Origin of the sequence: Quisquiliibacterium transsilvanicum (genome assembly GCF_014202215.1) — a bacterium.
Lineage (GTDB): Bacteria > Pseudomonadota > Gammaproteobacteria > Burkholderiales > Burkholderiaceae_E > Quisquiliibacterium > Quisquiliibacterium transsilvanicum.
The window spans coordinates 438524-461567 of record NZ_JACHGB010000004.1; the positions used below are offsets into that span (position 1 = coordinate 438524).

At 71.3% G+C, this 23044-nt stretch carries 24 protein-coding genes; 8 read left to right on the top strand and 16 right to left on the bottom strand.

Translation table 11 applies throughout. The annotated features are described in order from the left end of the window. Positions 1-77: 77 nt before the first annotated feature. From HNQ70_RS11470 to HNQ70_RS11490, 5 genes are all read left to right on the top strand, one after another. Positions 78-1490, top strand: coding sequence for an efflux transporter outer membrane subunit (locus HNQ70_RS11470; RefSeq protein WP_183967563.1), 1413 nt, complete (start codon positions 78-80; stop codon positions 1488-1490). Positions 1491-1500: 10 nt separating this feature from the next. Further along, the gene (locus tag HNQ70_RS11475; protein ID WP_183967565.1) at positions 1501-2934 is read left to right on the top strand and encodes an efflux RND transporter periplasmic adaptor subunit; all 1434 of its coding nucleotides are present in this window, start codon (positions 1501-1503) and stop codon (positions 2932-2934) included. After that, complete coding sequence (locus HNQ70_RS11480) at positions 2931-3683, top strand: ABC transporter ATP-binding protein (RefSeq protein ID WP_183967567.1); 753 nt, start codon at positions 2931-2933, stop codon at positions 3681-3683. The genes HNQ70_RS11475 and HNQ70_RS11480 overlap by 4 nt, the downstream gene beginning before the upstream one ends. Further along, on the top strand, positions 3683-4891 hold the full coding sequence (locus tag HNQ70_RS11485; protein WP_183967569.1) for an ABC transporter permease: 1209 nt from the start codon (positions 3683-3685) through the stop codon (positions 4889-4891). Before HNQ70_RS11480 ends, HNQ70_RS11485 begins: the two co-directional genes overlap by 1 nt. Positions 4892-5054: 163 nt before the next feature. Further along, positions 5055-6224 (top strand): ABC transporter substrate-binding protein, encoded by a 1170-nt coding sequence (locus HNQ70_RS11490; RefSeq protein ID WP_183967571.1) that lies wholly within the window; start codon positions 5055-5057, stop codon positions 6222-6224. 72 nt (positions 6225-6296) lie between these two features. Here the strand turns inward: HNQ70_RS11490 and HNQ70_RS11495 are convergent, their stop codons facing one another. After that, entirely contained in the window at positions 6297-7190 is an 894-nt protein-coding gene (locus tag HNQ70_RS11495; RefSeq protein WP_246434911.1) for a LysR family transcriptional regulator, read from the bottom strand. 104 nt (positions 7191-7294) lie between these two features. On the opposite strand from HNQ70_RS11495, the gene HNQ70_RS11500 reads away from it, so the two are divergent. Both HNQ70_RS11500 and ygiD read left to right on the top strand, forming a co-directional pair. After that, a complete protein-coding gene (locus tag HNQ70_RS11500; protein ID WP_183967573.1) occupies positions 7295-7720 on the top strand; it encodes a DoxX family protein in 426 nt (141 codons plus the stop codon). Between the two features lie 59 nt (positions 7721-7779). After that, a complete protein-coding gene (gene ygiD, locus HNQ70_RS11505; RefSeq protein ID WP_246434912.1) occupies positions 7780-8589 on the top strand; it encodes a 4,5-DOPA-extradiol-dioxygenase in 810 nt (269 codons plus the stop codon). Between the two features lie 131 nt (positions 8590-8720). Here ygiD and bfr read toward each other — a convergent pair whose 3' ends face one another. The 4 genes from bfr to fusA all read right to left on the bottom strand — a co-directional run bounded on the left by bfr (position 8721) and on the right by fusA (position 13160). Continuing rightward, the gene (gene bfr / locus HNQ70_RS11510) at positions 8721-9200 is read right to left on the bottom strand and encodes a bacterioferritin (protein WP_183967575.1); all 480 of its coding nucleotides are present in this window, start codon (positions 9198-9200) and stop codon (positions 8721-8723) included. Between the two features lie 117 nt (positions 9201-9317). Then, positions 9318-9578: a (2Fe-2S)-binding protein gene (locus HNQ70_RS11515; protein WP_183967577.1), complete on the bottom strand. Its 261-nt coding sequence runs from the start codon at positions 9576-9578 to the stop codon at positions 9318-9320. Positions 9579-9736: 158 nt separating this feature from the next. Continuing rightward, complete coding sequence (locus HNQ70_RS11520) at positions 9737-10924, bottom strand: serine hydrolase domain-containing protein (RefSeq protein ID WP_183967578.1); 1188 nt, start codon at positions 10922-10924, stop codon at positions 9737-9739. Between the two features lie 181 nt (positions 10925-11105). Continuing rightward, complete coding sequence (gene fusA, locus HNQ70_RS11525) at positions 11106-13160, bottom strand: elongation factor G (RefSeq protein WP_183967580.1); 2055 nt, start codon at positions 13158-13160, stop codon at positions 11106-11108. 272 nt (positions 13161-13432) lie between these two features. Here fusA and HNQ70_RS11530 point away from each other — a divergent pair, with 272 nt between their 5' ends. Further along, complete coding sequence (locus HNQ70_RS11530; protein ID WP_183967583.1) at positions 13433-13648, top strand: cold-shock protein; 216 nt, start codon at positions 13433-13435, stop codon at positions 13646-13648. Between the two features lie 154 nt (positions 13649-13802). Here the strand turns inward: HNQ70_RS11530 and HNQ70_RS11535 are convergent, their stop codons facing one another. From HNQ70_RS11535 to HNQ70_RS11590, 11 genes are all read right to left on the bottom strand, one after another. Further along, complete coding sequence (locus HNQ70_RS11535) at positions 13803-14180, bottom strand: hypothetical protein (RefSeq protein WP_183967584.1); 378 nt, start codon at positions 14178-14180, stop codon at positions 13803-13805. 229 nt (positions 14181-14409) lie between these two features. Continuing rightward, the gene (locus HNQ70_RS11540; RefSeq protein ID WP_183967586.1) at positions 14410-15006 is read right to left on the bottom strand and encodes a cytochrome c-type biogenesis protein; all 597 of its coding nucleotides are present in this window, start codon (positions 15004-15006) and stop codon (positions 14410-14412) included. Next, entirely contained in the window at positions 15003-15539 is a 537-nt protein-coding gene (locus HNQ70_RS11545; RefSeq protein WP_183967588.1) for a DsbE family thiol:disulfide interchange protein, read from the bottom strand. The genes HNQ70_RS11540 and HNQ70_RS11545 overlap by 4 nt, the downstream gene beginning before the upstream one ends. Before the next feature lie 69 nt (positions 15540-15608). After that, positions 15609-17585 carry a heme lyase CcmF/NrfE family subunit gene (locus HNQ70_RS11550; protein WP_183967590.1) on the bottom strand — a complete coding sequence of 659 codons (1977 nt, stop codon included), beginning with the start codon at positions 17583-17585 and terminating at the stop codon, positions 15609-15611. A gap of 9 nt (positions 17586-17594) precedes the next feature. Further along, positions 17595-18074, bottom strand: a complete 480-nt coding sequence (gene ccmE, locus HNQ70_RS11555) for a cytochrome c maturation protein CcmE (RefSeq protein ID WP_183967592.1) — start codon at positions 18072-18074, stop codon at positions 17595-17597. Next, on the bottom strand, positions 18071-18229 hold the full coding sequence (gene ccmD, locus HNQ70_RS11560; RefSeq protein WP_183967594.1) for a heme exporter protein CcmD: 159 nt from the start codon (positions 18227-18229) through the stop codon (positions 18071-18073). The genes ccmE and ccmD overlap by 4 nt, the downstream gene beginning before the upstream one ends. Beyond that, a complete protein-coding gene (gene ccmC / locus HNQ70_RS11565; protein WP_183967601.1) occupies positions 18226-18975 on the bottom strand; it encodes a heme ABC transporter permease CcmC in 750 nt (249 codons plus the stop codon). The genes ccmD and ccmC overlap by 4 nt, the downstream gene beginning before the upstream one ends. Then, positions 18972-19760 carry a heme exporter protein CcmB gene (gene ccmB / locus HNQ70_RS11570; RefSeq protein ID WP_281381614.1) on the bottom strand — a complete coding sequence of 263 codons (789 nt, stop codon included), beginning with the start codon at positions 19758-19760 and terminating at the stop codon, positions 18972-18974. The genes ccmC and ccmB overlap by 4 nt, the downstream gene beginning before the upstream one ends. Continuing rightward, on the bottom strand, positions 19757-20461 hold the full coding sequence (gene ccmA, locus HNQ70_RS11575) for a heme ABC exporter ATP-binding protein CcmA (RefSeq protein WP_183967603.1): 705 nt from the start codon (positions 20459-20461) through the stop codon (positions 19757-19759). The genes ccmB and ccmA overlap by 4 nt, the downstream gene beginning before the upstream one ends. Next, the gene (gene ccmI, locus HNQ70_RS19965; protein ID WP_221302768.1) at positions 20458-21780 is read right to left on the bottom strand and encodes a c-type cytochrome biogenesis protein CcmI; all 1323 of its coding nucleotides are present in this window, start codon (positions 21778-21780) and stop codon (positions 20458-20460) included. Before ccmI ends, ccmA begins: the two co-directional genes overlap by 4 nt. Before the next feature lie 58 nt (positions 21781-21838). Next, the gene (locus tag HNQ70_RS11590) at positions 21839-23044 is read right to left on the bottom strand and encodes an efflux RND transporter periplasmic adaptor subunit (RefSeq protein ID WP_183967607.1); all 1206 of its coding nucleotides are present in this window, start codon (positions 23042-23044) and stop codon (positions 21839-21841) included.

A 23044-nucleotide genomic window follows, 5' to 3' on the forward strand; every position in this document is an offset into this window, starting at 1 on the left:
CGGGGCGGCCCCTCTTCCTCCTGCGCGCTCCGGCGCCCGATGGCCTGCGCAGGCTGCGGGGATTCGCACCCGTCCTGATGATGCTGATGGCAGGCTGCGCGGCAGTCGGCCCGAACTACGTGCCGCCCCGGCCAGAACTGCCGGCCGCCTGGGCGCAGGGCGGGGCAGTCTCGCCCGCAGTGCCGGGGGCGTCCGCTGTGGCAGGCGGCGCGGGAGTCGCGGCTGCCGCCGCCGTCCACCCCTCCGGCCTGCGCGCCTGGTGGAGCCTGTTCCGCGATCCCCTGCTCGATGCGCTGGTGGACGAGACGCTGGCCCGCAGTCCCGACCTGCGCGTCGCGGCCGCGCGCCTCGAGCAGGCCCGCGCGCAGCGCGGCATCGCGCAGGCGGGCTTCCTGCCTTCGGCATCGGCCCGTGCCGGCACGCGCGAGTCCGCGGCGCGCGGCGGCGACTCGACCGCCAGCTACTCGCTTGGCGTGGATGCGAGCTGGGAGATCGACCTCTTCGGCGGCTTGCGACGGGCGCTGGAGGCCGCCGACGCGGACCTGCAGGCCAGCGCCGCCAGCCTGGGCTCGGTGCAGGTGTCGCTGGCGGCCGAGGCTGCGCTCGCCTACCTCGAGGTGCGGCTGCTGCAGGCCCGCCTGGACGTGGCCGCGCGCAACCTCGCCAGCCAGGAGGAAACCCTGCAACTCACCGACTGGCGGGCGCAGGCAGGCCTGGTCGGCTCGCTGGACGTCGAGCAGGCGCGGGCCGGCGTCGAGCAGGTCCGCGCCCAGCTGCCGGCGCTGCGCTCCGCTCTCGGGCAGGCGAGGCACCGGCTTTCGGTGCTCACCGGCCAGCAGCCGGCCGCGCTCGACGATCGGCTCTCCGCCGTGGCGCCGATCCCGGCGGCGCCGGTCGCTGCGGCGCTGTCGATCCCGGCCGAGGTGCTGGCGCAGCGTCCGGACGTTCATGCGGCCGAGCGGGCGCTGGCGGCCGAGACGGCACGGGTCGGGCAGGCGGAGGCCGCCCGCTACCCGGGCCTGAGCCTGGGCGGTTCGATCGGGCTGGAGGCGCTGACGCTCGGCGGGCTCACCGCGGGCGGCGCCACGGTGCGTTCGATCGCGGCCAGCCTGGCGGCGACCGTCTTCGACGGCGGCCGCCTGCGCAGGCAGGTGGAGATCCGCAGCGCCGTGCAGGCGCAGGCGCTGGCGTCCTACGAAGCCACTGTGCTGGCCGCGCTCGAGGAGGTGGAGAACGCGCTGCTGGCGGTGCGCAGCGCCCGCGAGCGGCAGACAGCGCTGGCCGCGGCGGCCGAGGCAGCGCGCAACGCTGCGCTGCTGGCCCGCCAGCGCTATGCATCCGGGCTGATCGACTTCCAGGCGGTGCTGGATTCCGCGCGCACCGTGCTGTCCGCGGAGGACAGCCTGGTCTCCGGCGAAGCCGAGGCGGCGACCTCGATGGTGCGCCTGTACAAGGCGCTTGGCGGCGGCTGGACCGCCGCGCAACAGTGAGAACGAGGCAATGACGAAAGCGAACGAAGGGGCGTCGCCCGCGGGGCAGTCTGTCGGCAACGTCGAGAAGCTGCTGGGCGCAGGGTCGGTGCGCTCCTGGTGGCGCAGTCCGGCACTCTGGATCGGCCTGGCGCTGCTGGTCGCCGCGATCTTCGGCTGGCAGTACTGGCAGGGCCGCCGGGCGGAGGCAGGCCGGCCGGTCTACGTGAGCCAGCCGGCGGCGCGCGGCGATCTGACGGTGACGGTCGTCGCCAACGGCACGCTGGCGCCGACCCGCGCGGTCAACGTCGGCAGCGAGATGTCCGGCACGGTCGCGCGGGTCCACGTCGACATCAACGACCGGGTCACCAAGGGGCAGGTGCTGGCGGAACTGGACACTGCGAAGCTCTCCGACCAGATCCGCCGGTCGCGGGCCTCGGTGCTGTCGGCCGAGGCGCGCGTCGCCCAGGCCGCGGCGACGGTCAAGGAGGCACGTGCGAGCCTCGCGAGGATGGAGGAGGTGGCCCGGCTGTCGGGAGGCAAGGTGCCCTCGAAGGCGGAGCTGGATGCGGCACGGGCCGTGCAGGAGCGTGCCCTTGCCGATGCGCGGGTCGCCGCTGCCTCGGTGTCGGACGCTAAGGCCGCGCTGAGCGTCGACGAGACCAACCTGCGCAAGGCCTCGATCCGCTCGCCGATCGACGGTGTGATCCTGACCCGCACGGTGGACCCCGGCAACGCGGTCGCAGCGTCGCTGCAGGCGGTGACGCTGTTCAACATCGCCGAGGACCTCACCAAGATGAAGCTGCAGGTCAACGTCGACGAGGCCGACGTCGGGCAGGTGAAGGAAGGGCAGTCCGCCGAATTCACGGTCAGCGCCTGGCCCGGCCGGAACTATCCGGCCAGGATCGTCCGCGTGGGCTTCGGCTCGACCATCAAGGACAACGTGGTCTCCTACGTTGCCGACCTCGAGGTGGGCAACGACGACCTGTCGCTGCGACCCGGCATGACCGCCACCGCGAGCATCGTGTCCACCCGCCGCACCGGGGTGCTGCTGGTGCCGAATGCGGCGCTGCGCTTCACGCCGGCCGGAATGGAGAACGCTGGCGAGACCGCGCCGAGCGCCGCCAACGGGTCCGGCGGCGCACCGGGCGGCGCATCGGGCGGCGCATCGGGCGGCGGGTCGCCGGCCGCCAGCGGCGCGCCAGCCGGCGGCGGCGCGAGCGCCCAGGGCGGCTCGGGCAGCTTCGTGAACAAGCTGGTACCGCAGTTTCCCCGCCGCACCGCGCGTCGCGGCGGCGCCGCGGTCACGGCAGCCCGGCAGGTCTGGGTGCTGCGCGACGGCGCGCCGGTGGCGGTGCCGATTTCGCCGGGCGTCACCGACGGCCGCTTCACCGAGGTGAGTGCCGGCGGGCTCTCCGAAGGCGATCGCGTGATCACCGAGCAGACCGTGGGGCGCGCGGGATGAGCGAAGCACGGGCCGCGCAGGATGCCGCGACGCCGCTGATCCGCCTGCGCGGCATCACGCGGGTATACGGCGAGGGGCAGGCGCAGGTGCGCGCCCTCGACGGCGTCGACCTCGACGTCGAGGCCGGCGAGTTCGTCGCGATCATGGGCCCCAGCGGCTCGGGCAAGTCCACGGTGATGAACGTGATCGGCTGCCTGGACACGCCGAGCGCCGGCCAGTACCTGTTCCGCGGCGTCGCGGTCGAGAAGCTGAGCCGCGACCAGCGTGCGCTGCTGCGCAGGCTCTACCTGGGCTTCGTGTTCCAGGGCTTCAACCTGCTGGCGCGCACCTCGGCCCAGGAGAACGTGGAGCTGCCGCTGCTCTACCGCGGCGAGAGCGTCCAGGCGCGCCATGCGGCGGCCAGCGCCACGCTGGAGTCGGTCGGGCTGGGCGGGCGCGAGCATCACACGCCGGCCGAGCTGTCCGGCGGCCAGCAGCAGCGGGTGGCGATCGCGCGCGCCATCGTCACCAATCCCCAGGTGCTGCTGGCCGACGAGCCCACCGGCAACCTGGACACCCACCGCAGCCGCGAGATCATGGAGCTGATCCAGGGGCTCAACCGCGAGCGCGGCCTCACGGTGCTGATGGTGACCCACGAGGCCGAAATGGCGGCGTACGCCAAGCGCATCGTGCGCTTCGTCGACGGGCGCATCGCCAGCGACGTCCGCAACGATGCGCCGGCCGGCGCTTCGGCAGGGGAGGCCGCCTGATGTTCTGGAATTCGCTTCTGCTCGCGTTGCGCGAGATCCGCCGCAACCTGCTGCGCTCCTTCCTCACCATCCTGGGCATCGTGATCGGCGTGAGCGCGGTGATCACCATGGTGACGCTGGGCAACGGGGCGACGCAGGCGGTGCGGGACCAGATCTCGAGCCTGGGCAGCAACCTGCTGCAGGTTCGGCCCGGCCAGCGGCTGGGGCCGGGCAGCGGCGGCACCGGTGCACCGAGCTTCCTCGAATCCGATGTCGACGCGATCGCAACCCAGATCGGCGGCGTGCGCGCGGTGGCGCCCGAGGTGCGCAGCGGCGTCACCGTGGTGCGCGGCGCGCGCAACTGGACCACGGTCGTCACCGGCACCTCCAACGCGTACTTCGAGACCAACAACTGGCGCTTCGCCGCCGGCCGCGGCTTCGAGGAGGCGGAGGAACGCGCCGGCAGCGCGGTCTGCGTGATCGGCGCCACCGTGCGCCGAGAACTGTTCGGCACGGCCGACCCATTGGGCGAGCAGGTGCGCGTCAAGCAGTTTTCCTGCCGGGTGGTTGGGCTGCTGGCCTCCAAGGGCCAGGCGGCGATGGGCGGCGACCAGGACGACCTGGTGATCCTGCCGCTGCGCACCGTCCAGCGCCGCGTCACCGGCAGCACTCGGATCAACACCTTGCTGGTGTCGATGAACGAGGGCACGAACGTGGAGGGCGTCAAGGAGAGCCTGCGGCTGCTGCTGCGCGAGCGGCGCAAGCTGGGCAGCAACGAGGACGACAACTTCAACGTGCTCGACACCCGCCAGATCGCCGACGCGATGTCCGGCACCACGCAGGTGATGACGATGCTGCTGGGCGCGGTGGCCGCGGTGAGCCTGCTGGTCGGCGGCATCGGCATCATGAACATCATGCTGGTGAGCGTCACCGAGCGCACCCGCGAGGTGGGCATCCGTCTGGCGATCGGCGCGCTCGAGCGGGAAGTGCTGCTGCAGTTCCTGATCGAGGCGGTGGTGCTGGCGGCCTTCGGCGGGCTGGCGGGCATCCTGCTGGCCACGGTGGCAACGGTCTCGCTGGCGAACCTGATGCAGGTGCCCTTCCTGTTCGACCCGTCGATCAACCTGCTGTCCTTCGTCTTCTCGGCGGTGATCGGCGTGGTGTTCGGCTACTTTCCGGCGCGCCGGGCCGCCCGGCTCGACCCGATCGAGGCGCTGCGGCACGAGTGACCGCGGGCGCCGCCCGCCGGGGCGGCCCGCGGGCCTGTGCCCGGTTTCCGGACCGGGCGCGGCGCCGATTTCTCACTTCGCAGGTAACCTTCTGTCCCTGCGGCCGGATGGCCCTGCGCCGCCCCGCTGTGCCTCATAACAAAGCATCAGGAGTCTCCTCACGATGAAGTTCGCCCAGTTCACCCGCATCGCCCTGGCAGTGGCAGTCGCCTCGGCGGCGACCCTGGCTTCGGCCGCGGAAGAAATCCGCATCGGCAACACGGTGCCCTACAGCGGCCCGGCCTCCTTCTACGGCATGGTCGGCAAGGGCACGGCGGCCTACTTTGCCAAGGTCAACGACGAGGGCGGCATCAACGGCCGCAAGGTCAAGGTCATCAGCCTCGACGACTCGCTGGCGCCGCCCAAGACCGTCGAGCAGGTGCGCCGGATGGTCGAGCAGGACGAGGTGCATGCGATCGTCAACCAGGTCGGCACCGCCACCGCTTCGTCGGTGCGCAAGTACCTGAACACGAAGAAGGTGCCCCAGCTGTTCGTGCAGTCCGGTTCGAACAACTTCCAGCAGCCGAAGGAGTTCCCGTACAGCACCTCCGCGCTGATGAACTACGAGTTCGAGGCGAAGGTCTACGGCAAGCAGATCCTGGCCGCCAACCCGAAAGCGAAGATCGGCATCCTTTACCAGAACGACGACTACGGCAAGGACTACCTGCGCGGGCTGAAGGCCACCGCCGGCAAGGCCGTCGTCTCCGAGATCACCTACGAGCAGACCGACCCGACGGTCGATTCGCAGATCCTCGCGCTCAAGGGCGCCGGCGTCGATGTGGTGCTGCTCGCGGCCTACTCCAAGCAGGTCAGCCAGTCGCTGCGCAAGATGGACGAGATCGGCTGGAAGCCGCTGGTCTATCTGAGCCACGTCTCGGCGCAGGTGCATCCGACGCTGTCGATCGTGGGCCTGGACAAGGTGGTCGGCGTGCTCACCGCCAGCATCATCAAGGATCCCTCCGACAGCCGCTGGCACAACGATGCCGACTACAAGGAGTGGCTGGCCTGGATGAAGAAGTACTACCCGGACGGTGACATCAACAACTCGAGCAACGCGTCGGTCTACGCGAGCGCCTCGGCGCTGGCCCACGTGCTCAAGGCTGCCGGCACCGACATGAGCCGCGAGAACATCCTGAAGCAGATGACCAGCCTGAAGGACTTCAAGGCGCCGATGCTGCTGCCCGGCATCACGATGAACATGTCGAAAGACAACTACAACCTGTTCCGCAAGATCCAGCTGATGCGCTTCGACGGCAAGAGCTGGGCCCTGGTGGGTGAGCCGGTCGGCGAGTAAGCCCTCGGCCACGGCGGACGGCTCCGGTCGTCCGCGCAGCAGGAAAGCCGGCTGGCGACAGCCGGCTTTTTTTCATAGTGTCTGCGGCAGGCAGGCCGCCAGGTGCTCGACGAAGCCGCGCACCTTGGCGCTCAGGTGGCGCCGGTGCGGGTAGACGGCGCTGACCGTCAGCGTGCCGAGCTGCCAGCCGGGCAGCACCTCGACGAGGCTGCCCGCCAGCAGGGCATCGCCGAGCAGGAAGTGCGGCTGCAGGATGATTCCCTGGTCCTGCAGCGCCGCCTCGCGCAGCACGTCGCCGTTGTTGGCGCGCAGCGTCCAGGGGACGCGAACTTCGGTCGTGCTGCCGTCGGGCGCGGTGAGCTGCCACTCGTGCCGCGTGCTCTGCAGGCTGTAGGCCAGGCATCGGTGCTGCGCCAGGTCGGCCGGCGCCGCAGGAGCGCCGTGCCGCTCCAGGTAGGCCGGGCTCGCGCACAGCAGCATGCGCGTCGTGGCCAGCGGCCTGGCCACCAGGCTGGAATCCGCGAGCCGGCCGATGCGGATCGCCAGGTCGAAGCCCTCCTCCAGCAGATCGACCACCCGATCGTTGACCTGCAGGTCGATGCGAAGCTCCGGGTGCAGCGCCATGAAGCCGGCCACTGCCGGGGCGAGGTGCCGCACACCGAAGGACACCGGCGCGCTCACCTTCAGCAGCCCGCGCGGGCGCTCGTCCAGCCGATGGACCGCTGCGTCCATCTCTTCGAGCTCGGCGAGCAGCTCCCGGCAGCGCTCGTAGTAGGCGTGGCCGGCTTCGGTGCGGCTGACGCGCCGGGTGGTGCGGTTGAGCAGGCGCGCGCCCAGGTGCTCCTCCAGCGCCCCGACATGCTTGGTCACCATGGAGCGGGCCATTTCGAGGCGGGCGGCTGCGCCGGTGAAGCTCTCGGCCTCCACCACCGCGCAGAACACCTTCATTCCGGTCAATCGGTCCATATTGTTTCCTGAGAGGAAATAGTCCTGTTCGATTGTCTGTCTTTATTCGATCATGAGACTCGATCAGAATTACTGTCGTCAACTACACAAAACTGGGGGATGTGATGAGCAATGGAAAGAGCGCCGTCGGCTCGAGCGGAGATCTGGGCAGACTGGTGCTGCGGCTGTCGATCGGCGTGCTGATCGCCATGCACGGCATCGCGAAGCTGGGCGGAGACCTTGGCTGGATCGAGGGGATGCTGGGCAAGGCCGGCCTGCCCGCGGTGCTGGCCTACGGCGTCTATGTGGGCGAGCTGCTGGCGCCGGCGCTGCTGGTCGTGGGCCTGTGGACGCGCGCCGCGGCGCTGGTCGTGATGGTGAACATGCTGTTCGCCATCGGCCTGGTGCACATGCACGAACTCGGCGCCATTACCAAGACGGGCGCATGGGCGCTGGAGACGCAGGCTCTGTTCCTGTTCGGCGCACTGGCGATTGCGCTGCTCGGGGCGGGGCGCCATTCGCTGGGCGGCGCGAACGGCCGCTGGAACTGACCCGGTCGCCGCGCGGCGCGGTTCGCGGCAGCGACCGTGCCGCGAAACAGGAGAACACGATGACCAACGCATCCGAGCGCGCCGGCCGCATGCCGGCGATCTTCTTCGGCCACGGCAGCCCGATGGTGACCGTGGGCGACAACGCCTGGACCCGCGCGTGGCGTGCGATCGGCGAGTCCATCGACGCTGGCGCCGGCCGGCCGCGTGCGGTGCTGATGGTGTCCGCCCACTGGACCACCCGCGGCACCGCAGTGACCGCAATGACGCAGCCGCGCACCATCCATGATTTCGGCGGCTTTCCGCCGGAACTCCATGCGATCGGCTACCCGGCGCCGGGCGCGCCCTGGCTCGCACAGCGGGTGGGCGAACTGCTCGCGCCGCAGCCGGTGGCGGCGGACCTGGAATGGGGGCTGGATCATGGCGCCTGGTCGGTGCTGCGCCACGCCTGGCCGCAGGCGGACGTGCCGGTGGTGCAGCTGTCGCTGGACCTGGAGCGGCCCGCCGGCTGGCACCTGGAGCTGGCGCGCAGGCTGGCGCCGCTGCGCGACGAGGGCGTGCTGATCGCCGGCAGCGGCAACGTGGTGCACAACCTGCGCGCGATGGACTGGAGCGATCCGGACCGTCCGCCCTTCGACTGGGCCGCGCGCTTCGAGGAGTGGGTCCGCGCCCGGCTGCGGGCGGGGGACGCCGATGCGCTGGCGGATTACGCCGCGCAGGGGCGCGACGCGCTGATGTCGGTGCCTACGCCGGAGCACTACCTGCCGCTGCTCTACGTCGCGGCGCAGCGTCTGACCGGCGAGCCGGTTTCCTTCCCTGCCGAGGGGGATCAGCACGGCGCCATTTCGATGCTGGGTGTGCGCATCGGCTGACGCGCCAGGGCGGCCGGCGCAGGGGCCGGCGTGCGCCGGTCGATGCGCCGGTCGATGCGCCGGCAGGCCCCTCGGTGCCGTGGTGCGGCGTCAGGTCCCGGCGAGGCGTGAGGCCTCGCCGTCGCGCGGCTTCACGCCTCGCCGTCGCCCATCATCGACTGCTGATAGTTCTGCAGGCCCACGCGCCCGATCAGCTCGAGCTGGGTTTCGAGCCAGTCGATGTGCTCCTCGGTGTCGTCCAGGATGTCCTGCAGCAGCGCCCGCGACACGTAGTCGCGCAGCGCCTCGCACCTGGCGATGCCGTCACGGACCGTTTCACGCGAGACCTGTTCCAGCTTCAGGTCGCAGGACAGGATCTCGGCGGTGTCCTCGCCGATCAGCAGCTTGTGCAGATCCTGCAGGTTCGGCAGCCCGTCGAGCATCAGGATGCGGTCGACCAGGCGGTCGGCGTGCTTCATCTCGCCGATCGACTCTTCGTACTCCTTCTTCGCCAGCCGGTGCAGGCCCCAGTGGCCGTACATCCGCGAATGCAGGAAGTACTGGTTGATCGCGCTCAGCTCGTTCTTCAGCTGTGCGTTCAGGCAGGCAATGACTTCTGCGTCACCCTTCATGGTGTGCGCTCCTTCGGTGACCAAGGGCCGAGGTTAGCACTGCAGGGGACGCGGGCCCCGTCGCGCAGGGGTATTGCCGGGGCGATGCGGGCGCGGCCCGGGCCGCCGACCGCGTGCTCAGGCGCCGACCCGGCGCAGCTCGGTGGCTGCCAGGCCTGCGCCGCCAGCGTGGCCGGCCAGCAGCGCGTGGACCGAATCGGTGCAGGCGCCGCAGCAGGTCGACACGCCGGTCTCCATCTGCAGGGTGTCGAAGCAGGTCGCTCCGGACTCGATGGTTTCGCGGAGCTGACGCTCGTTGAGCGCCTTGCACATGCAGATGATCATCGTCGGGCCATGTCGGGTGGGATGGCGCGAATTATAAACGCGAAGCGTTCGCATTCGCATATATCGGCCCTGTCGTGCGCGTGGCCTTCCGCGGTTCGCGCCGGCCGGTCAGCCGTGCCCCGGCCGGTCGGAAGCGCCCCGGCCGAGCTGTGTCGCGCCAGAGCCGCCGCAGTCACGCCAGTGCCGCCGCAGTCACGCCAGTGCCGCCGCAGTCACGCCAGTGCCGCGTACACCAGGCTGCGGAACAGCGTGCGGCAGTACTCGCGCTGGTTCGGCGCCTGCACCAGCAGCAGCGCGTAGAGTTCCTCGCGCGGGTCCACCCAGAAGGTGGTGCCTGCCAGCCCGCTCCAGAAGTACTGCCCGACGCTGCCCGGGGTGGCGTCGATGCCCGCCTGCAGGCGCACCGCGAAGCCCAGGCCGAAGCCATGACCGGGCGGCAGCAGGGTCGACTGGCTCGGGATCGCGCCGAGGTGGTCGGCGGTCATCCACTCGAGCGTCTTGCGCCCGATCAGGCGCACGCCGTCAAGGCTGCCGCCGTTCTGCAGCATCTGCAGGAAGCGCGCGTAGTCGATCGCGGTCGACACCAGTCCGCCGCCGCCGGATTCGAAGCGCGGCGGCTCGGTCACCTTCACCAGGCGGACCGGCGCGCCGCTGTCCGGGTCGACGGGGAAGGCGTCGGCAAGGCGATGCTGCTTTTCCTGCGGGACGTGGAAACCGGTGTCCACCATGCCGAGCGGCTCAAGGATCCGCTCGGCCAGGAACTCGCCCAGGGTCTTGCCCGAGACGACCTCCACCAGGCGCCCTAGGGTGTCGGTGGAGCGGCTGTACTCCCAGCGGGCGCCCGGCTGGTGCATCAGCGGCAGCGACGCCAGCTGCTCGCTGAACTCCGCGTTGGTCTTCGACAGCGAGCCCACCCTGAGCTCGGCGTAGCGGCGCTGCACCGGCGAGTCGCCGGTGAACTCGTAGGCCAGCCCGGAGGTGTGCCGGAGCAGGTCCTGGACAGTGGCGTCGCGTGCCACCGGAACCAGTTCCATGCCGCCGTCGCGCTGCACCGCAACCTTCTGTGCCGCGTACTCCGGCAGGTGCCGGCTGACCGGGTCGTCGAGCAGCAGCCGGCCCTCCTCGACCAGCATCATCACTGCCAGCGAGACGATCGGCTTGGTCATCGAGTAGATCCGGAAGAGGGCGTCGTGCGCCATCGGGATGCCGCGGACGGGGTCTGCCATGCCCAGGGCCTCGAACCATCCGATCCGGCCGCGCCGGCCGACGAGCATCACTGCGCCGGGCAGCCGCCCGAGTTCGATTTCCGCCCGGAAGGCGTCCGACAGGCGCGTGAGCTGGGCAGGCGCCAGGCCCAGTTCGTAGGGGTCGGCGACGGGCAGCGACGGGGAGGCGGGCATGGTGTGATCCAGGGTGGAATTCGGTCCGCCAGCATATCGGCTGCCCCGCCGCCGGGAGGGAGCAGGGCCGCAGGGATCGGAACGGCGGCGAGCGCGGACCGGCCGGCGTCCGGTCGTCTCCCGGCCGAGCGCGCGCGCAGCAGCGCGGCGATCGTCAGGGCGAGCGCGTGCGGCCCGCCGTTCAGTCGTCGTCCGGGCTCGTCCCGTGCGCCTCGACCAGCCGCCGCTGCAGCGCCGGCGGCGCCGGGGCGTAGTGCGCGAAGACATGGTCGTAGGCGCCGGCCCCGCCGGTCATCGCCTTGAGCCGCGAAGCGTAGTCGGCGAGCTCGCCGAGCGGTACCAGCGCGGACACCGTCGCGGTGCCGTCCGCCCGCATCGACGTGCCGGTGACGTGGCCGCGCCGCGCCGAGATGTCGCCCGTGATCTCGCCGATCGAAGCCTCCGGCGCCACGACCTCCACCGCGACGATCGGCTCGAGCACCACCGGCGCGGCCAGGCGGATCGCGTCGATCGCCGCCTTGCGGCCGGCAGTGATGAAGGCGACCTCCTTGCCGTCGACCGGATGAGTCTTGCCGTCGTGCACGACGACCCGCAGGTCGATCACCGGGGAGCCTGCGATCACTCCCTCGGCGAGCGCCTGCCGCACTCCCTTCTCCACCGCGGGCATGAACACGCCCGGGATTGCGCCGCCCTTGACCTGGTCGACGAACTCGAAGCCCGCGCCGCGCTCGAGCGGCTCCACCCTCAGCATCACTTCGCCGAACTGTCCGGCGCCGCCCGACTGCTTGCGATGGCGGTGATGCCCCTCGGCCTGAGCGGTGATGGTTTCGCGGTAGGGCACGCGCGGCGGGCGGGTGTCCACCTCCAGCCGGTAGCCGCGCGCCAGCCGGTCGAGCTTGGCCTGCAGGTGAACCTCGCCCACGCCGCGGATCACCCAGGCATGGCTGCGGTCGTCGCGCTCCAGGCTCATCGAGGGATCCTCGGCGGCCAGCCTGGCCAGCGCTTCCGAGAGCTTCTGCTCGTCCCCCTGCCGCCGTGGCGACAGCGCCAGCCCGTGCATCGGCGCCGGCAGCACGCTGGCCTTCAGGTGGATGTGGTCTTCGTCGTGCGAGTCGTGCAGCACGGCGTCGAAGTGGAGTTCGTCGACGCGGGCGATCGCGCCGATCTCGCCGGGCTGCAGGCTGGGCGCTTCGATCAGTTCCTTGCCGTGGACCCGGTACAGATGCGCTACCCGGATCGGCCGGCGGGCGTCGCCGACGAACAGCTGCATGTCCTTGCGCACCGTGCCCTGGAACACGCGGAAGGCGCCGACCCGGCCCATGTACGGATCGATCGAGACCCGGAACACGTGCGCGACCGCATGCGCGCCCGGATCGGGACGGGCGGCGAAAGACTGCGCGTCCGGCGCGCCGGGGTCGCCCCGGAAGAACTGCGGCGGATTGGCTTCCAGCGGCGAGGGGGCGAGCGTCGTGACGATGTGCAGCAGTTCGGCAACGCCCGCGCCGGTGCGGGCCGAAGTGAACATGACCGGGATCAGGCGGCCGTCGCGCAGCGCCTTCTCGAACGGTGCGTGCAGCTCCTCTTCAGTTGGATCGGCTCCCTCGTCCAGGTAGCGCGCCAGCAGGGTCTCGTCGTCCTCGACCAGGCGGTCGATCAGCGCACGGTGCGCGCCGGCGACGGAGTCCAGGTCGGACTCGCCGTCCTCGTGCGACAGGAGTTCCACCACGTCGCGTCCGTGGTGCGCTGGCAGGTCGAGGAACATGCATTGGCTGCCGAAGCGTTCCCGTATCTCCCCCACCACGCCGGCGAGGTCGGCGCGCTCTGCGTCGATGCCGTTGACCACGATCATCCGGCACATGCCGCGCTCGCCCGCCGCGCGCATCATGCGTTCGGTCATCGCACGCACCCCGGTGCGCGCGTCGATCACCACCAGCGCGGTGTCGGCCGCCGCCAGGGCGGCGATCGACTGCCCCGCAAAATCCGGCAGGCCAGGGGTGTCGGCCAGGTACAGCCGATGACCCGCCCATTCGAAATTGACCAGGGCGGTCTGCACCGAATGGCCGAGCTCGCGCTCGAGCGGGTCGTGGTCGCAGACCGTGTTGCCCTTCTCTACGCTTCCCGGGGCCGGCAGCGCGCCGGCCGCGGCGAGGAGCGCCTCCGCCAGCGAGGTCTTCCCGGCCCCGGCTTGCCCCACCAGGACGAGGTTGCGGATTGCGCTTGGCGAGGCTTCGGACATGGTTTCGTCTCCCCGGTGACCACGCCGTCATTGGACACCCGCACGGCGCCCTTGTCAGCCGCAGAAGAAAACTTGCCGCGCGCCGAGAAATGGGCGTATACTCCGTTTTGCAGTCGATTCAAGCAGTGTATCTAGCGGTTCCCAAGCGCCGTCCTTTTCGAGGCGCGCCTAGGTTGTTCCCCAGCTACGTTTCTTGTCCGTTTGCACCCCCGGGTTCGATTCCCAATACAGGATTCGATCCCATCAATCAATTAATTTCAGGAAACGTAGCAATGAGCGGCACTACCCAAACCGGCATCGTCAAATGGTTCAACGAGTCCAAGGGCTTCGGCTTCATCAGCCCGGACGGCGGTGGCGAGGATCTTTTCGCGCACTTCTCGGAAATCCAGGGCTCGGGCTTCAAGACCCTGGCCGAAGCGCAGCGCGTGCAGTTCGAGGTCAAGCGTGGCCCGAAGGGCCTGCAGGCCGCTGCCATCCGCCCCCTGTAATACGGGACGGAGGGCCGCCACTGGCGGCCCGGCGCTAGCCCGCGCAAGCGAGGCAAGCCGAAAGAACCGCAGCCGAGAGGCTGCGGTTTTTATTTGTGCGCGCGGCACGGGCGCACTATCGCCTGATCGGCGCCCGATCAGCGCCCGATCAGTCTCACCGGTGGTAGTGGTGCTCGCGGTGGCCGCGGTGCTTCCAGTGGCCCTTGGGCCTGTGGCGCTGGACCGGCGCCACCGCATGCCAGGGCTGGCCGTAATAGGGGAGCGCCACCGGGTGGGCGACCACCCTGGGCGCGTGGTAATGCATCCTGGGCGGGGGCGCGTAGACGACCGCGGGCGGCGGGGCGTACATGACCGCGGGCGGGGGCGCATACATGACCGCGGGCGGCATGACGACCATCGGCACGCCGATCGCGACTGCGCCGCCGCCGTGTGAGCCCATGGTGACCGACCAGGCCACATCGCGGGCCGAGGCGGCACCGCTGGCGAGCAGGCTTGCGCCGGCCAGGACGGCCGAAGCCAGGATCTTTTTCATTCGACACCTCCGCATGGTTCCGGTCGCGAAACCAGCGCGGCACCCCGGAGGAGCGCTGCGCCCTGGATCCACGACCTCATGCTTCGATGCTAGCCGGGGTCGGGCCCGAAGCGCCCGCTGGCTTACAAAGCGTTACCGCTGTTACCTCATCGCCAGGGACGCATGCCGGCCGCCGGCGGCCGCAGGCCGGGCGCGGCAGCCCGGGCGCGCGCGGACACCATCGGGATGTTCAGTCGTCGAGCAGCCTGCGCGCGCGCTCGTGTTCCGCGCCGGCGGCAGCCGGCGCCTTCGGCGCATTGCGGCGGCTGCGCCGCTGCACCAGGACCCAGGCGGCGAAGCCCACCCCCAGCAGCGCGAAGGGCCCGATCCACAAGGCCAGAGTGTTGCGCTGCACCGGCGGCCGGTAGAGGACGAAATCCCCGTAGCGCTCGACCAGGTAGTCCTTGATCTGCTGGTCGGAGCGGCCCTCGGCGACCAGCGACTCGACCTGCCGGCGTAGGTCCACGGCCAGGTCCGCATCGGAGTCTGCAAGGGTCTGGTTCTGGCAGACCAGGCAGCGCAGCTCGCCTTCGAGCTTGCGCAGCCGCAGCTCCTCCTCGCGGGAGAGCTGCTCGCGGATCGAGGCGGGCGTGCCGGTCGACTGCGCAGCGGCGGCTGCGGCAGGCGCCCCTGGCGTCTGCGCAGCGGGCGCGGGGGTGGACACAGTCGCTGAGGCGGAGGCAGGCGCGGCAGGCGACTGCGCGCGCGCCGCTGCGCCGGCCAGCAATCCGGCGCCGAGCAGCGCGCCGCCAAACAGGGCGGCAGCGAAGGCTGTGCGCGCGCTCATTGCGCCTGCAGCCGCTCGACCAGCGGCAGGATCCGTGTCGACAGCGCCTCTGGCGTCAGCGCGCCGATGAACTTGTCGCGCACGATCCCCTCCTTGTCGATCACGAAGGTTTCCGGAGCGCCGTAGACACCCCAGTCGATCGCAGCCTTGCCGTCGCGGTCCATCACCGTCAGGACGTAGGGATCGCCGAGGCGCGCCAGCCAGTCCTTCGAGTCCTGCGGGCGGTCCTTCCAGGCCATGCCGACGATCGGCACCAGCTTGCGCGAGGCGATGTCGTTGAGCAGCGGGTGCTCCACCCGGCATCCGGCGCACCAGGAGCCCCAGACGTTCAGCAGCCAGACCTGGCCCTTCATCGCACCCGGCGTCCAGGGCCCGGCGGCGCCGTTGCCGAGCACCGGCAGCGAGACCTGGGGCACCGGCTTGCCGACCAGCGGCGAGGGGATCTCGCGCGGGTCGCGATCCAGGCCGCGCAGCAGGAACCAGCCGATGCCCAGGAAGACCAGCAGGGGGATCAGGAACTTGAGTGCGCGCATGAAGGCTCGGCGCGGCAGGCAGGGCCGCGCAGCAGTGGGGAGGGGGGACGGCCGCGGAGCACTGGCGGGTCAGGCGGAGGCGGCGCTGCGGGCCGCTTCGGCGGCCTCACTGCGCCGGGCGCGCCGGTAGCGGCGGTCGGTGGCTGCCAGTGCGCCGCCGCCGCCCATCATCAGGCAGCCGATCCAGATCCAGTTGACGAAGGGCTTGAGATGGATCCTGACCGCCCAGGCGGTCGGCGACAGCGCCTCGCCCATCGACAGGTAGAGGTCGCGGGTGAGGCTGCGGTCGATCGCCGCCTCGGTCATCGGCATCCGCGTGGCCCGGTAGACCCGCTTCTCGGGATGCAGCAGCGCGATCGCCCTGCCGTCGCGGGTGATCGAGAAGTGGCCGCGGATCGAGTCGTAGTTGGGGCCCGTGATCTCGTCGAGCGAATCGAAGCGAACCTTGTAGTCGCCGAGCTCCACGGTCTGGCCGACCTCGACCCGGACGTCGAGCTCGGTCTCGTAGCTGTTGACCAGGGTGACGCCCAGCACGAAGGCGGCCACGCCGACGTGCGCCAGGTGCATCCCCCAGACGCTGCGCGGCAGCAGCCTGGCGCGCGACAGCGAGACCCGCCCGTCGGCGCCGCGCAGGGCGTGGAGCACCATGACGGTGGCGCTGGACATGATCCAGAAGGAGAAAAGCAGGCCGAGGCTGGTCATCGGACGGAAGCCGTCGACGGTGAGTGGCGCGAGCAGCGCGGCGATCACCGACAGCGCGAAGGCCCATTTCATCCGGTCGAGCATCGGCGGAAGCTCGGCCTGGCGCCAGCGGGCGATCGGAGCGATTCCCATCAGGAACAGCGCCGGCGCCATCAGCGGCACGAATACCGCCTCGAAATAGGGCGGGCCGACCGAGATCTTGCCCAGTTCCAGGGTGTCGAGCACCAGCGGATACAGGGTGCCCAGCAGGACGGCAGCGGTGGCAACGATCAACAGCACGTTGTTGGCGAGCAGTGCCGACTCGCGCGAGACCGCGCCGAAGCCCGGACCGATGCCGATGCGCGGCGCGCGCCAGGCGAAGAGCGTGAGCGAGCCGCCGACCACCACCGCGAGGAAGGCCAGGATGAACACGCCGCGCGTCGGATCGGTGGCGAAGGCATGCACCGAGGTGAGCACGCCGGAGCGCACGAGGAAGGTGCCGAGCAGGCTCAGGCTGAAGACCAGGATGGCCAGCAGCACGGTCCAGCTGCGGAAGGCGCCGCGTTTCTCGGTGACGGCCAGCGAGTGGATCAGCGCAGTGCCGGCGAGCCAGGGCATGAAGGAAGCGTTCTCGACGGGGTCCCAGAACCACCAGCCGCCCCAGCCGAGCTCGTAGTAGGCCCAGAAGGAGCCCAGCGCGATGCCCAGCGTGAGGAAGGCCCAGGCCGCAGTGGTCCAGGGCCGCGCCCAGCGCGCCCAGGCCGCGTCGAAGCGGCCCTCGAGCAGGCCGGCCACCGCGAAGGCGAAGGCGACTGCGAAGCCCACGTAACCCATGTAGAGCAGCGGCGGGTGGAACACCATGCCCGGATCCTGGAGCAGTGGGTTCAGGTCGCGGCCGTCGCCCGCCGCGGGCACCAGGCGCACAAAGGGGTTGGAGGTGAACAGCACGAACAGCAGGAAGCCGAAGCCGACCAGGCCCATGACTCCGAGCACGCGCGCGCGCAGCGAGTCGGGCAGCTGCGAGGAGAACATCGCCACGGCTGCGGTCCAGCCGGACAGTGTCAGCACCCACAGCAGGATCGAGCCCTCGTGCGAGCCCCAGCTCGCCGCCACCCGGTACCAGAAGGGCAGGGCGAGGTTGGAGTGCTTGGCGACCAGCTCGACCGTGAAGTCGTTCTGGACGAAGGCGGCGATCAGGCAGCCGAACGACAGCAGCACCAGCGCGAAGATGCCGATCGACGCGGTCGGCGCGACCGCCATCAGCCGCGCATCGCGGCGCCAGGCGCCGATCAGCGGCAGCACCCCCAGCAGCAGCGACAGCGGCAGCGCCAGCACCAGCGCGAAATGGCCAAGTTCGACGGTCATGCGATCACCTCACTGCGCCAGCGACTTCGACGCCTTGTCCACGAACTGCGCGGGGGCGCCCACCGGATGGCCGGCACGCTTGAGCGCCTCGGCCGCCTCGGGGGGCATGTAGTTCTCGTCGTGCTTGGCCAGCACCTCGCTCGCCTTGAAGCTGCCGTCGGCCTGCACCGTGCCCTGCGCGACGATGCCGCGGCCCTCCTTGAAGAGGTCCGGCAGGATGCCGCGGTAGGTCACGTCCACCGTCCTGGCGTTGTCGGTGACCCGGAAGGCCACCGTGGTGCCGTCGCCTTCGCGGCGCACGCTGCCCTCCTCGACCAGCCCGCCGATCCGGAAGGAGCGGCCCTGCGGCGCCTCGCCGTTGGCGATCTGCGTGGGGGTGAAGAAGAACACCAGGTTGCTCTGGAAGGCGTTGAGCACCAGCGCCACGGCCAGGCCGAGCGCGGCGAGCCCGGCCAGGATCCAGATCAGTCGTCGATGACGCGGTTTCAAGCGGATTCCTCCTCGATCGATTGGCGCACCAGCGCGCGCGCCTGCGCGCGCCGGCGGCGCAGCAGCCAGAGCTCGACGGCGATCGCCAGAGCGAGCGCGCCGTAGGAGCTCCAGACGTAGAAGCCGTACCCGCCCATGGCGAGCCATTCGCTCATCGCCGCCCCTCCATCAACGCGCGCACCCAGTCGGTGTGTGCCTCGCGCTCGAGCACGATGCTGCGCGCGCGGTGCAGCGCGACCGCGATCGTATAGAACCAGGCGGCGAAGGACATGATCAGCATCGCGGCCAGCATGGTCTGCGCCATCTTCGGGGCCGCGGACATCGACACCGTCGCGCCCTGGTGCAGGGTGTTCCACCAGCGCACCGAGAAGTAGATGATCGGCACGTTCACCACCCCGACCAGCGCCAGCAGCGCGCTTGCGCGATCGGCCCGGCGCTCGTCGTCGATCGAGGCGCGCAGCGCCATGTAGCCCAGGTAAAGGAACAGCAGGATCAGCGTGGAGGTCAGCCGCGCGTCCCAGACCCAGTAGGCGCCCCAGGTGGGCCGGCCCCAGAAGGCGCCGGTCCAGAGCGAGATGAACGCGAACATCGCGCCGGTGGGCGCGATCGCCTGCGCCATCATCGCCGACATCCGCGTGTTCCAGATCAGCGAGGCGGCGCACCAGCCCGCCATCACGAGGTAGGCGAACATCGCAATCCACGCCGAGGGCACGTGGATGAAGATGATCCGATAGGCCTCGCCCTGCTGGTAGTCGGTGGGCGCGACGAAGAAGCCGATGTACAGGCCGATCGCCGCCAGGATGGCCGCGGCCGCCCCGAACCAGGGGATGAGGCGACCGGCCAGCGGATAGAAGCTGGCCGGTGAGGAGTACTTGAACCAGGAAATTCCTGCCATGGTCATTCGTAAGCGATTCTAACCGCCACCGCAGTGGCAAACGGGCCCAGCACCGAGGAGGCGAGCAGGCCGGCGCCCAGCAGGGACAGGTGCGCGCCGGCGCCCAGCCCCGAGTTGACCGACTCGGCAGCGCCGGAGCCGAAAATGAGGATGGGCACGGCCAGCGGCAGCACCAGCAGCGCCAGCAGCGCGCTGCCCGCGCGGGTGCCCAGGGTGAGCGCGGCGCCGATCGCGCCGAGCCAGGAGAGCGTCGGCGTGCCCAGTGCCAGGCCGGCCGTGAGCGCGACGATCGCCTCCGGCTGCATGCCGAACTGGATTCCGGCCAGCGGCGCGAGCAGCACCAGCGGCAGGCCGTTGGTCAGCCAGTGGGCGAGAACCTTTCCGGCCACCAGCGCCGGCAGCGCGGCCGGCGCGAGCACCAGCTGCTCCAGGCTGCCGTCGGCGTGGTCCGCCGCGAACAGCCGCGACAGCGATAGCAGCGAGGCGAGCAGCGCGGCGACCCAGGCGATGCCCGGGGCGATGCGCGCGAGCAGCGTCGGATCCGGGCTCACGCCGAGCGGAAAGAGCGAGATCACCAGCACGAAGAAGACCAGTACCAGCGCCAGCTCCGAACGGGAGCGCATTGCGAGTACCAGGTCGCGGCGGCAGGCCCAGGCGATCGCCGAAAGGGCATCGACGGGGTCGCGGGTAACGGGGGCAGCGCCGGCCGGCGCGGAGCCGGCGTCCATGGCGCCGACCTGCGCCGCGTCGGCCGGCGCAGCACCTCCCCGGGGGCGGCTCGTGGCGCTCATCGCGCGCCTCCCGCCTGTCCGGTCACTGCCGCGGTCACGCCAGACTCACCGGCTTGGCGTGCCGGCGCGGCCTCCCCGAGGCGCAGCGGCGCCGACGGCGACGAGGTCGGGAAGTCGAGATGGGTGGCCACGACGGCGCAGCCGCCGCGGGCGAGATGACGGTCGAGCAGGCCGGCGAACAGTGCCTGGCCCTCGGTGTCCAGCGCGGTGGTGGGTTCGTCGAGCAGCCACAGCGGCCGCGGGGCGAGCGCCAGCCGCGCCAGGCCGAGCCGGCGCCGCTGGCCCGCCGAGAGCCGCGCGAAGGGCAGGTTGCGCTGCCGCTGCAGTCCCACCTCCGCGATCGCCGCGTCGACGGCGTTCGGCGCGTCGCGCCGGACGGCCAGGTCCAGCCAGGCCTGCGTCTCGAGGTTTTCGCGGGCGGTGAGCTGGTCCTTCCAGCCGGGCGCGTGCCCCTGGTAGACGAAGGCGGCGTTCCAGCCGGGGTCGCCGGCGCGCCGAGTGCGGCCCTGCCATCGGACCTTGCCTTGCGAGGGCATTGCCAGCCCCGCGACGATGCGCAGCAGGGTCGATTTGCCCGAGCCGTTCGCGCCGGTGAGCATCAGCCAGCGGCCGGCGTCCAGCGAGAAATCCAGTCCGGCGAAGAGCCGGCGGTTGCCCAGCGTGCAGCCGAGGTCGATCGCCTCGAGCGCAGTCTGCGTCATGGCACCCGGCGGTCGATCCGGACCGTGACCTCACCGGCGCCAGCCGACACCGGCGCGCTGGCGCCGATCGGGTCGCCGCTGGCGCGCATCGCGTTGCCCGAGGCGCTGATGCGTGCTTCGATGACCAGTTTCGCGGCCGCCGAAAGCGGCCGGGACGGGTCCATCGCGTCGCCATCGCCGAGGCTGAAGCGGACCGGCCAGCCGCTCGCAGGCGCGCGCACCACCGCCAGCGGCGTGCGCGGACCGTCCGGGTCCCTGGCGACGATGAACAGCACCGCGCCTGCGGGAATCGATGCGCGCAGCGCGTCGTCGATCGTGACGGTGCCGGCGATGCCCTGGCCGGCTGCCGCAGCACGCCCCGGCGTGCCGCCGCCTGTAGCGGGGGCAGCGGGGGCAGCGGGGGCAGCGGGGGCAGCGGGGGCAGCGGGGGCAGCGGCCTGCGGCGCCGGCGCTGGCGCGGCCGGTCCGCGGGTGGCGAGCTCGGCCTCGATGCGCACGATGGCTTCGGACAGCCGTGCCGCCTCGTCGCTGCCCGGCTCCATGCTGCGCTCGAGCCGGCGCAGGTGGTCGAGCGCCCCGGCGAGGTTGCCCAGCCGATACTGGGCGGCGCCCATCAGCGCCACCGCCTTGCCGTCGTTGGGATCGATGCGCAGCGCCTGTGCCAGCAGCTCGACCGGCCGGCCGGAGAAGTCGCCATTGGCGAGCAGCACCAGCGTCTCGGCATAGTCGGCGAGCAGCCGCGCATGCGGGGGATTGTTCTCGATGGCCCGGGCGTAGGCCTCGGCCGCTTCTGCGGGCTTGTCCTGCAGGCGCCGCGCCTCGGCGAGCATGGCCCAGGCCTCGCCGTCCTGGGGGTTGCGCCGAACCTGCTCCTCGATTTCGGCGACCGCCTTGGCGATCGCAGCCGGCGTCAGTTCGCCGCGCAAGGACTCCGGGTCGACGCCGACGATTGCCGGCGAACCGACCGTCGCGTAGACCAGCACGGCCACCAGCGGCACCGCGATCGCCGAGAGCACTGCCCAGGGCAGCACCGGGCCGCGCCGGCGCGCCGGGCCGGCGCGCAGATCGGCACCGGCCTCCGGGAACTGTGCGGCCGCCTCCGCGATCAGTTCGTCGATGGCGTTCCTGGCTTCATCGGCGCTCAGCCGGCCTGCGTCACGGTCGCGCTCGAGCTCGCGGCGCCGGTCGCGGTAGACCTCCAGGCGTCGCGTGTCCTCGTCCTGGGCCGGGGCGGCAGGACGGCGTTTCAGCAGGGGCCAGACGACGAGGGCGGTGGCGGCGCAGGTGAGCACGCCGAGCAGGACCCAGAATGACAGCATCGGAAAGTGCCGGAGGAGGGCTCAGGGGCCGCGGAGGGATGAAACGGGCCGGATTGTCTCACAACGGACGCCCCGGCCGCCTCAGTCCCGCGCGCGCGCGCACGCCGTCGCGCACCGAGTCAGGCGGATAGACGATCACCGTGTCGCCGGGAGCAAGCCCCTCCGTCACCCGGGCCACCCGCTGGTTGCGTGCGGCGATCCGCACCTCGCGCCGCTGCGCCCTGTCACCGTCGAGCAGGAACACCGACCAGCCTTCGCCGTCGCGGTACAGCGCGCCGACCGGAACCACCGGCACCGAATCCTCGGCCAGCACGACGATGCGCGCGTCCACCCGGTAGCCGTCGCCAACGGACGCCGGGACGCGATCCAGGTCGACGACGACATCGACCCGCTGCTCCTCCACGCCGAGCGCCGACACCTTGGTGCGCGCGCTCGGTTCGATCAGGCGCACGCGTCCGGCGAGTTCGGCGCCGCCTGCCGCCGCCTGCATGCGCACCGGCATTCCGGGCGCGATCCGGGTCGCGTCCTGCGACAGCACCTCCACCACGGCCTCCAGCGAGGCCGGATCGCCGAGGTCGAGCAGCGGCGTACCGACCGCGACCACTGCCTCGCTCTCCTGGGCCACCTTCAGGATCCTTCCTGCAACCGGGGCCCGGATCTCGATCGCCGAGGAGCGCCTGCCCTGGCCGGGCCCTTCGATCTGCGCGAGCGCCGCCTGCGCCACGGCCAGCTCGTGCCCGGCAGCGCGCTGCTCGAAGCGGGCCGCGCTCAGCTCCTGCTCGCGCTGCGCCAGGGCCAGCCGGGCCGCCTCGGCAGTGCTGGGCGAGGCGAAGCCGCGCTGCGCGAGCTCGCCGGCGCGGCCGGCGTCGACGCGCGCCTGGGCCAGCGCCGCCTGCGCGCGCGCTGCGTTGGCCTCGGCGCGCAGGACCAGCGCCTGCGCCGCGCCCACCCGCTCGCGCAACTGGGCCAGGGCGCGCGAGTCCTGCAGCGCCGGCGGGGCAGGCCGGATCACTGCGAGCAGTTCGCCGGCCTCCACGGCGTCCCCGGCCTGCAGCACGATGCGCTCGAGCCGGCCGGCGGCCGGCGCCGAGACGGTGAAGCGGTCGCGCACACGGGTGCGGCCCTCCTCGTCCACGGTGGCCTCGAAGTGCGCGAGTCCCACCACCCTGGTCTCCACCGGGACTGGACGCGGCCTGAAGGACCAGGCAGCGAGCGCGGCGACCGCAAGGGCGCCGACGGCCAGCACGACGGTGCTGCGTTTCAT

What these genes read in the sequence shown, in the direction of transcription:
- ccmI (WP_221302768.1), bottom strand. Translation starts at nt 21,780, where the DNA reads ATGCTGTCATTCTGGGTCCTGCTCGGCGTGCTCACCTGCGCCGCCACC.
- HNQ70_RS11515 (WP_183967577.1), bottom strand. Translation starts at nt 9,578, where the DNA reads ATGCGAACGCTTCGCGTTTATAATTCGCGCCATCCCACCCGACATGGC.
- HNQ70_RS11500 (WP_183967573.1), top strand. Translation starts at nt 7,295, where the DNA reads ATGAGCAATGGAAAGAGCGCCGTCGGCTCGAGCGGAGATCTGGGCAGA.
- HNQ70_RS11590 (WP_183967607.1), bottom strand. Translation starts at nt 23,044, where the DNA reads ATGAAACGCAGCACCGTCGTGCTGGCCGTCGGCGCCCTTGCGGTCGCC.
- HNQ70_RS11540 (WP_183967586.1), bottom strand. Translation starts at nt 15,006, where the DNA reads ATGAGCGCGCGCACAGCCTTCGCTGCCGCCCTGTTTGGCGGCGCGCTG.
- HNQ70_RS11520 (WP_183967578.1), bottom strand. Translation starts at nt 10,924, where the DNA reads ATGCCCGCCTCCCCGTCGCTGCCCGTCGCCGACCCCTACGAACTGGGC.
- HNQ70_RS11530 (WP_183967583.1), top strand. Translation starts at nt 13,433, where the DNA reads ATGAGCGGCACTACCCAAACCGGCATCGTCAAATGGTTCAACGAGTCC.
- HNQ70_RS11490 (WP_183967571.1), top strand. Translation starts at nt 5,055, where the DNA reads ATGAAGTTCGCCCAGTTCACCCGCATCGCCCTGGCAGTGGCAGTCGCC.
- HNQ70_RS11485 (WP_183967569.1), top strand. Translation starts at nt 3,683, where the DNA reads ATGTTCTGGAATTCGCTTCTGCTCGCGTTGCGCGAGATCCGCCGCAAC.
- ccmC (WP_183967601.1), bottom strand. Translation starts at nt 18,975, where the DNA reads ATGACCATGGCAGGAATTTCCTGGTTCAAGTACTCCTCACCGGCCAGC.
- ygiD (WP_246434912.1), top strand. Translation starts at nt 7,780, where the DNA reads ATGACCAACGCATCCGAGCGCGCCGGCCGCATGCCGGCGATCTTCTTC.
- HNQ70_RS11480 (WP_183967567.1), top strand. Translation starts at nt 2,931, where the DNA reads ATGAGCGAAGCACGGGCCGCGCAGGATGCCGCGACGCCGCTGATCCGC.
- HNQ70_RS11495 (WP_246434911.1), bottom strand. Translation starts at nt 7,190, where the DNA reads ATGGACCGATTGACCGGAATGAAGGTGTTCTGCGCGGTGGTGGAGGCC.
- bfr (WP_183967575.1), bottom strand. Translation starts at nt 9,200, where the DNA reads ATGAAGGGTGACGCAGAAGTCATTGCCTGCCTGAACGCACAGCTGAAG.
- HNQ70_RS11550 (WP_183967590.1), bottom strand. Translation starts at nt 17,585, where the DNA reads ATGACCGTCGAACTTGGCCATTTCGCGCTGGTGCTGGCGCTGCCGCTG.
- ccmD (WP_183967594.1), bottom strand. Translation starts at nt 18,229, where the DNA reads ATGAGCGAATGGCTCGCCATGGGCGGGTACGGCTTCTACGTCTGGAGC.
- HNQ70_RS11535 (WP_183967584.1), bottom strand. Translation starts at nt 14,180, where the DNA reads ATGAAAAAGATCCTGGCTTCGGCCGTCCTGGCCGGCGCAAGCCTGCTC.
- HNQ70_RS11545 (WP_183967588.1), bottom strand. Translation starts at nt 15,539, where the DNA reads ATGCGCGCACTCAAGTTCCTGATCCCCCTGCTGGTCTTCCTGGGCATC.
- HNQ70_RS11470 (WP_183967563.1), top strand. Translation starts at nt 78, where the DNA reads ATGATGCTGATGGCAGGCTGCGCGGCAGTCGGCCCGAACTACGTGCCG.
- ccmA (WP_183967603.1), bottom strand. Translation starts at nt 20,461, where the DNA reads ATGACGCAGACTGCGCTCGAGGCGATCGACCTCGGCTGCACGCTGGGC.
- fusA (WP_183967580.1), bottom strand. Translation starts at nt 13,160, where the DNA reads ATGTCCGAAGCCTCGCCAAGCGCAATCCGCAACCTCGTCCTGGTGGGG.
- ccmB (WP_281381614.1), bottom strand. Translation starts at nt 19,760, where the DNA reads ATGAGCGCCACGAGCCGCCCCCGGGGAGGTGCTGCGCCGGCCGACGCG.
- HNQ70_RS11475 (WP_183967565.1), top strand. Translation starts at nt 1,501, where the DNA reads ATGACGAAAGCGAACGAAGGGGCGTCGCCCGCGGGGCAGTCTGTCGGC.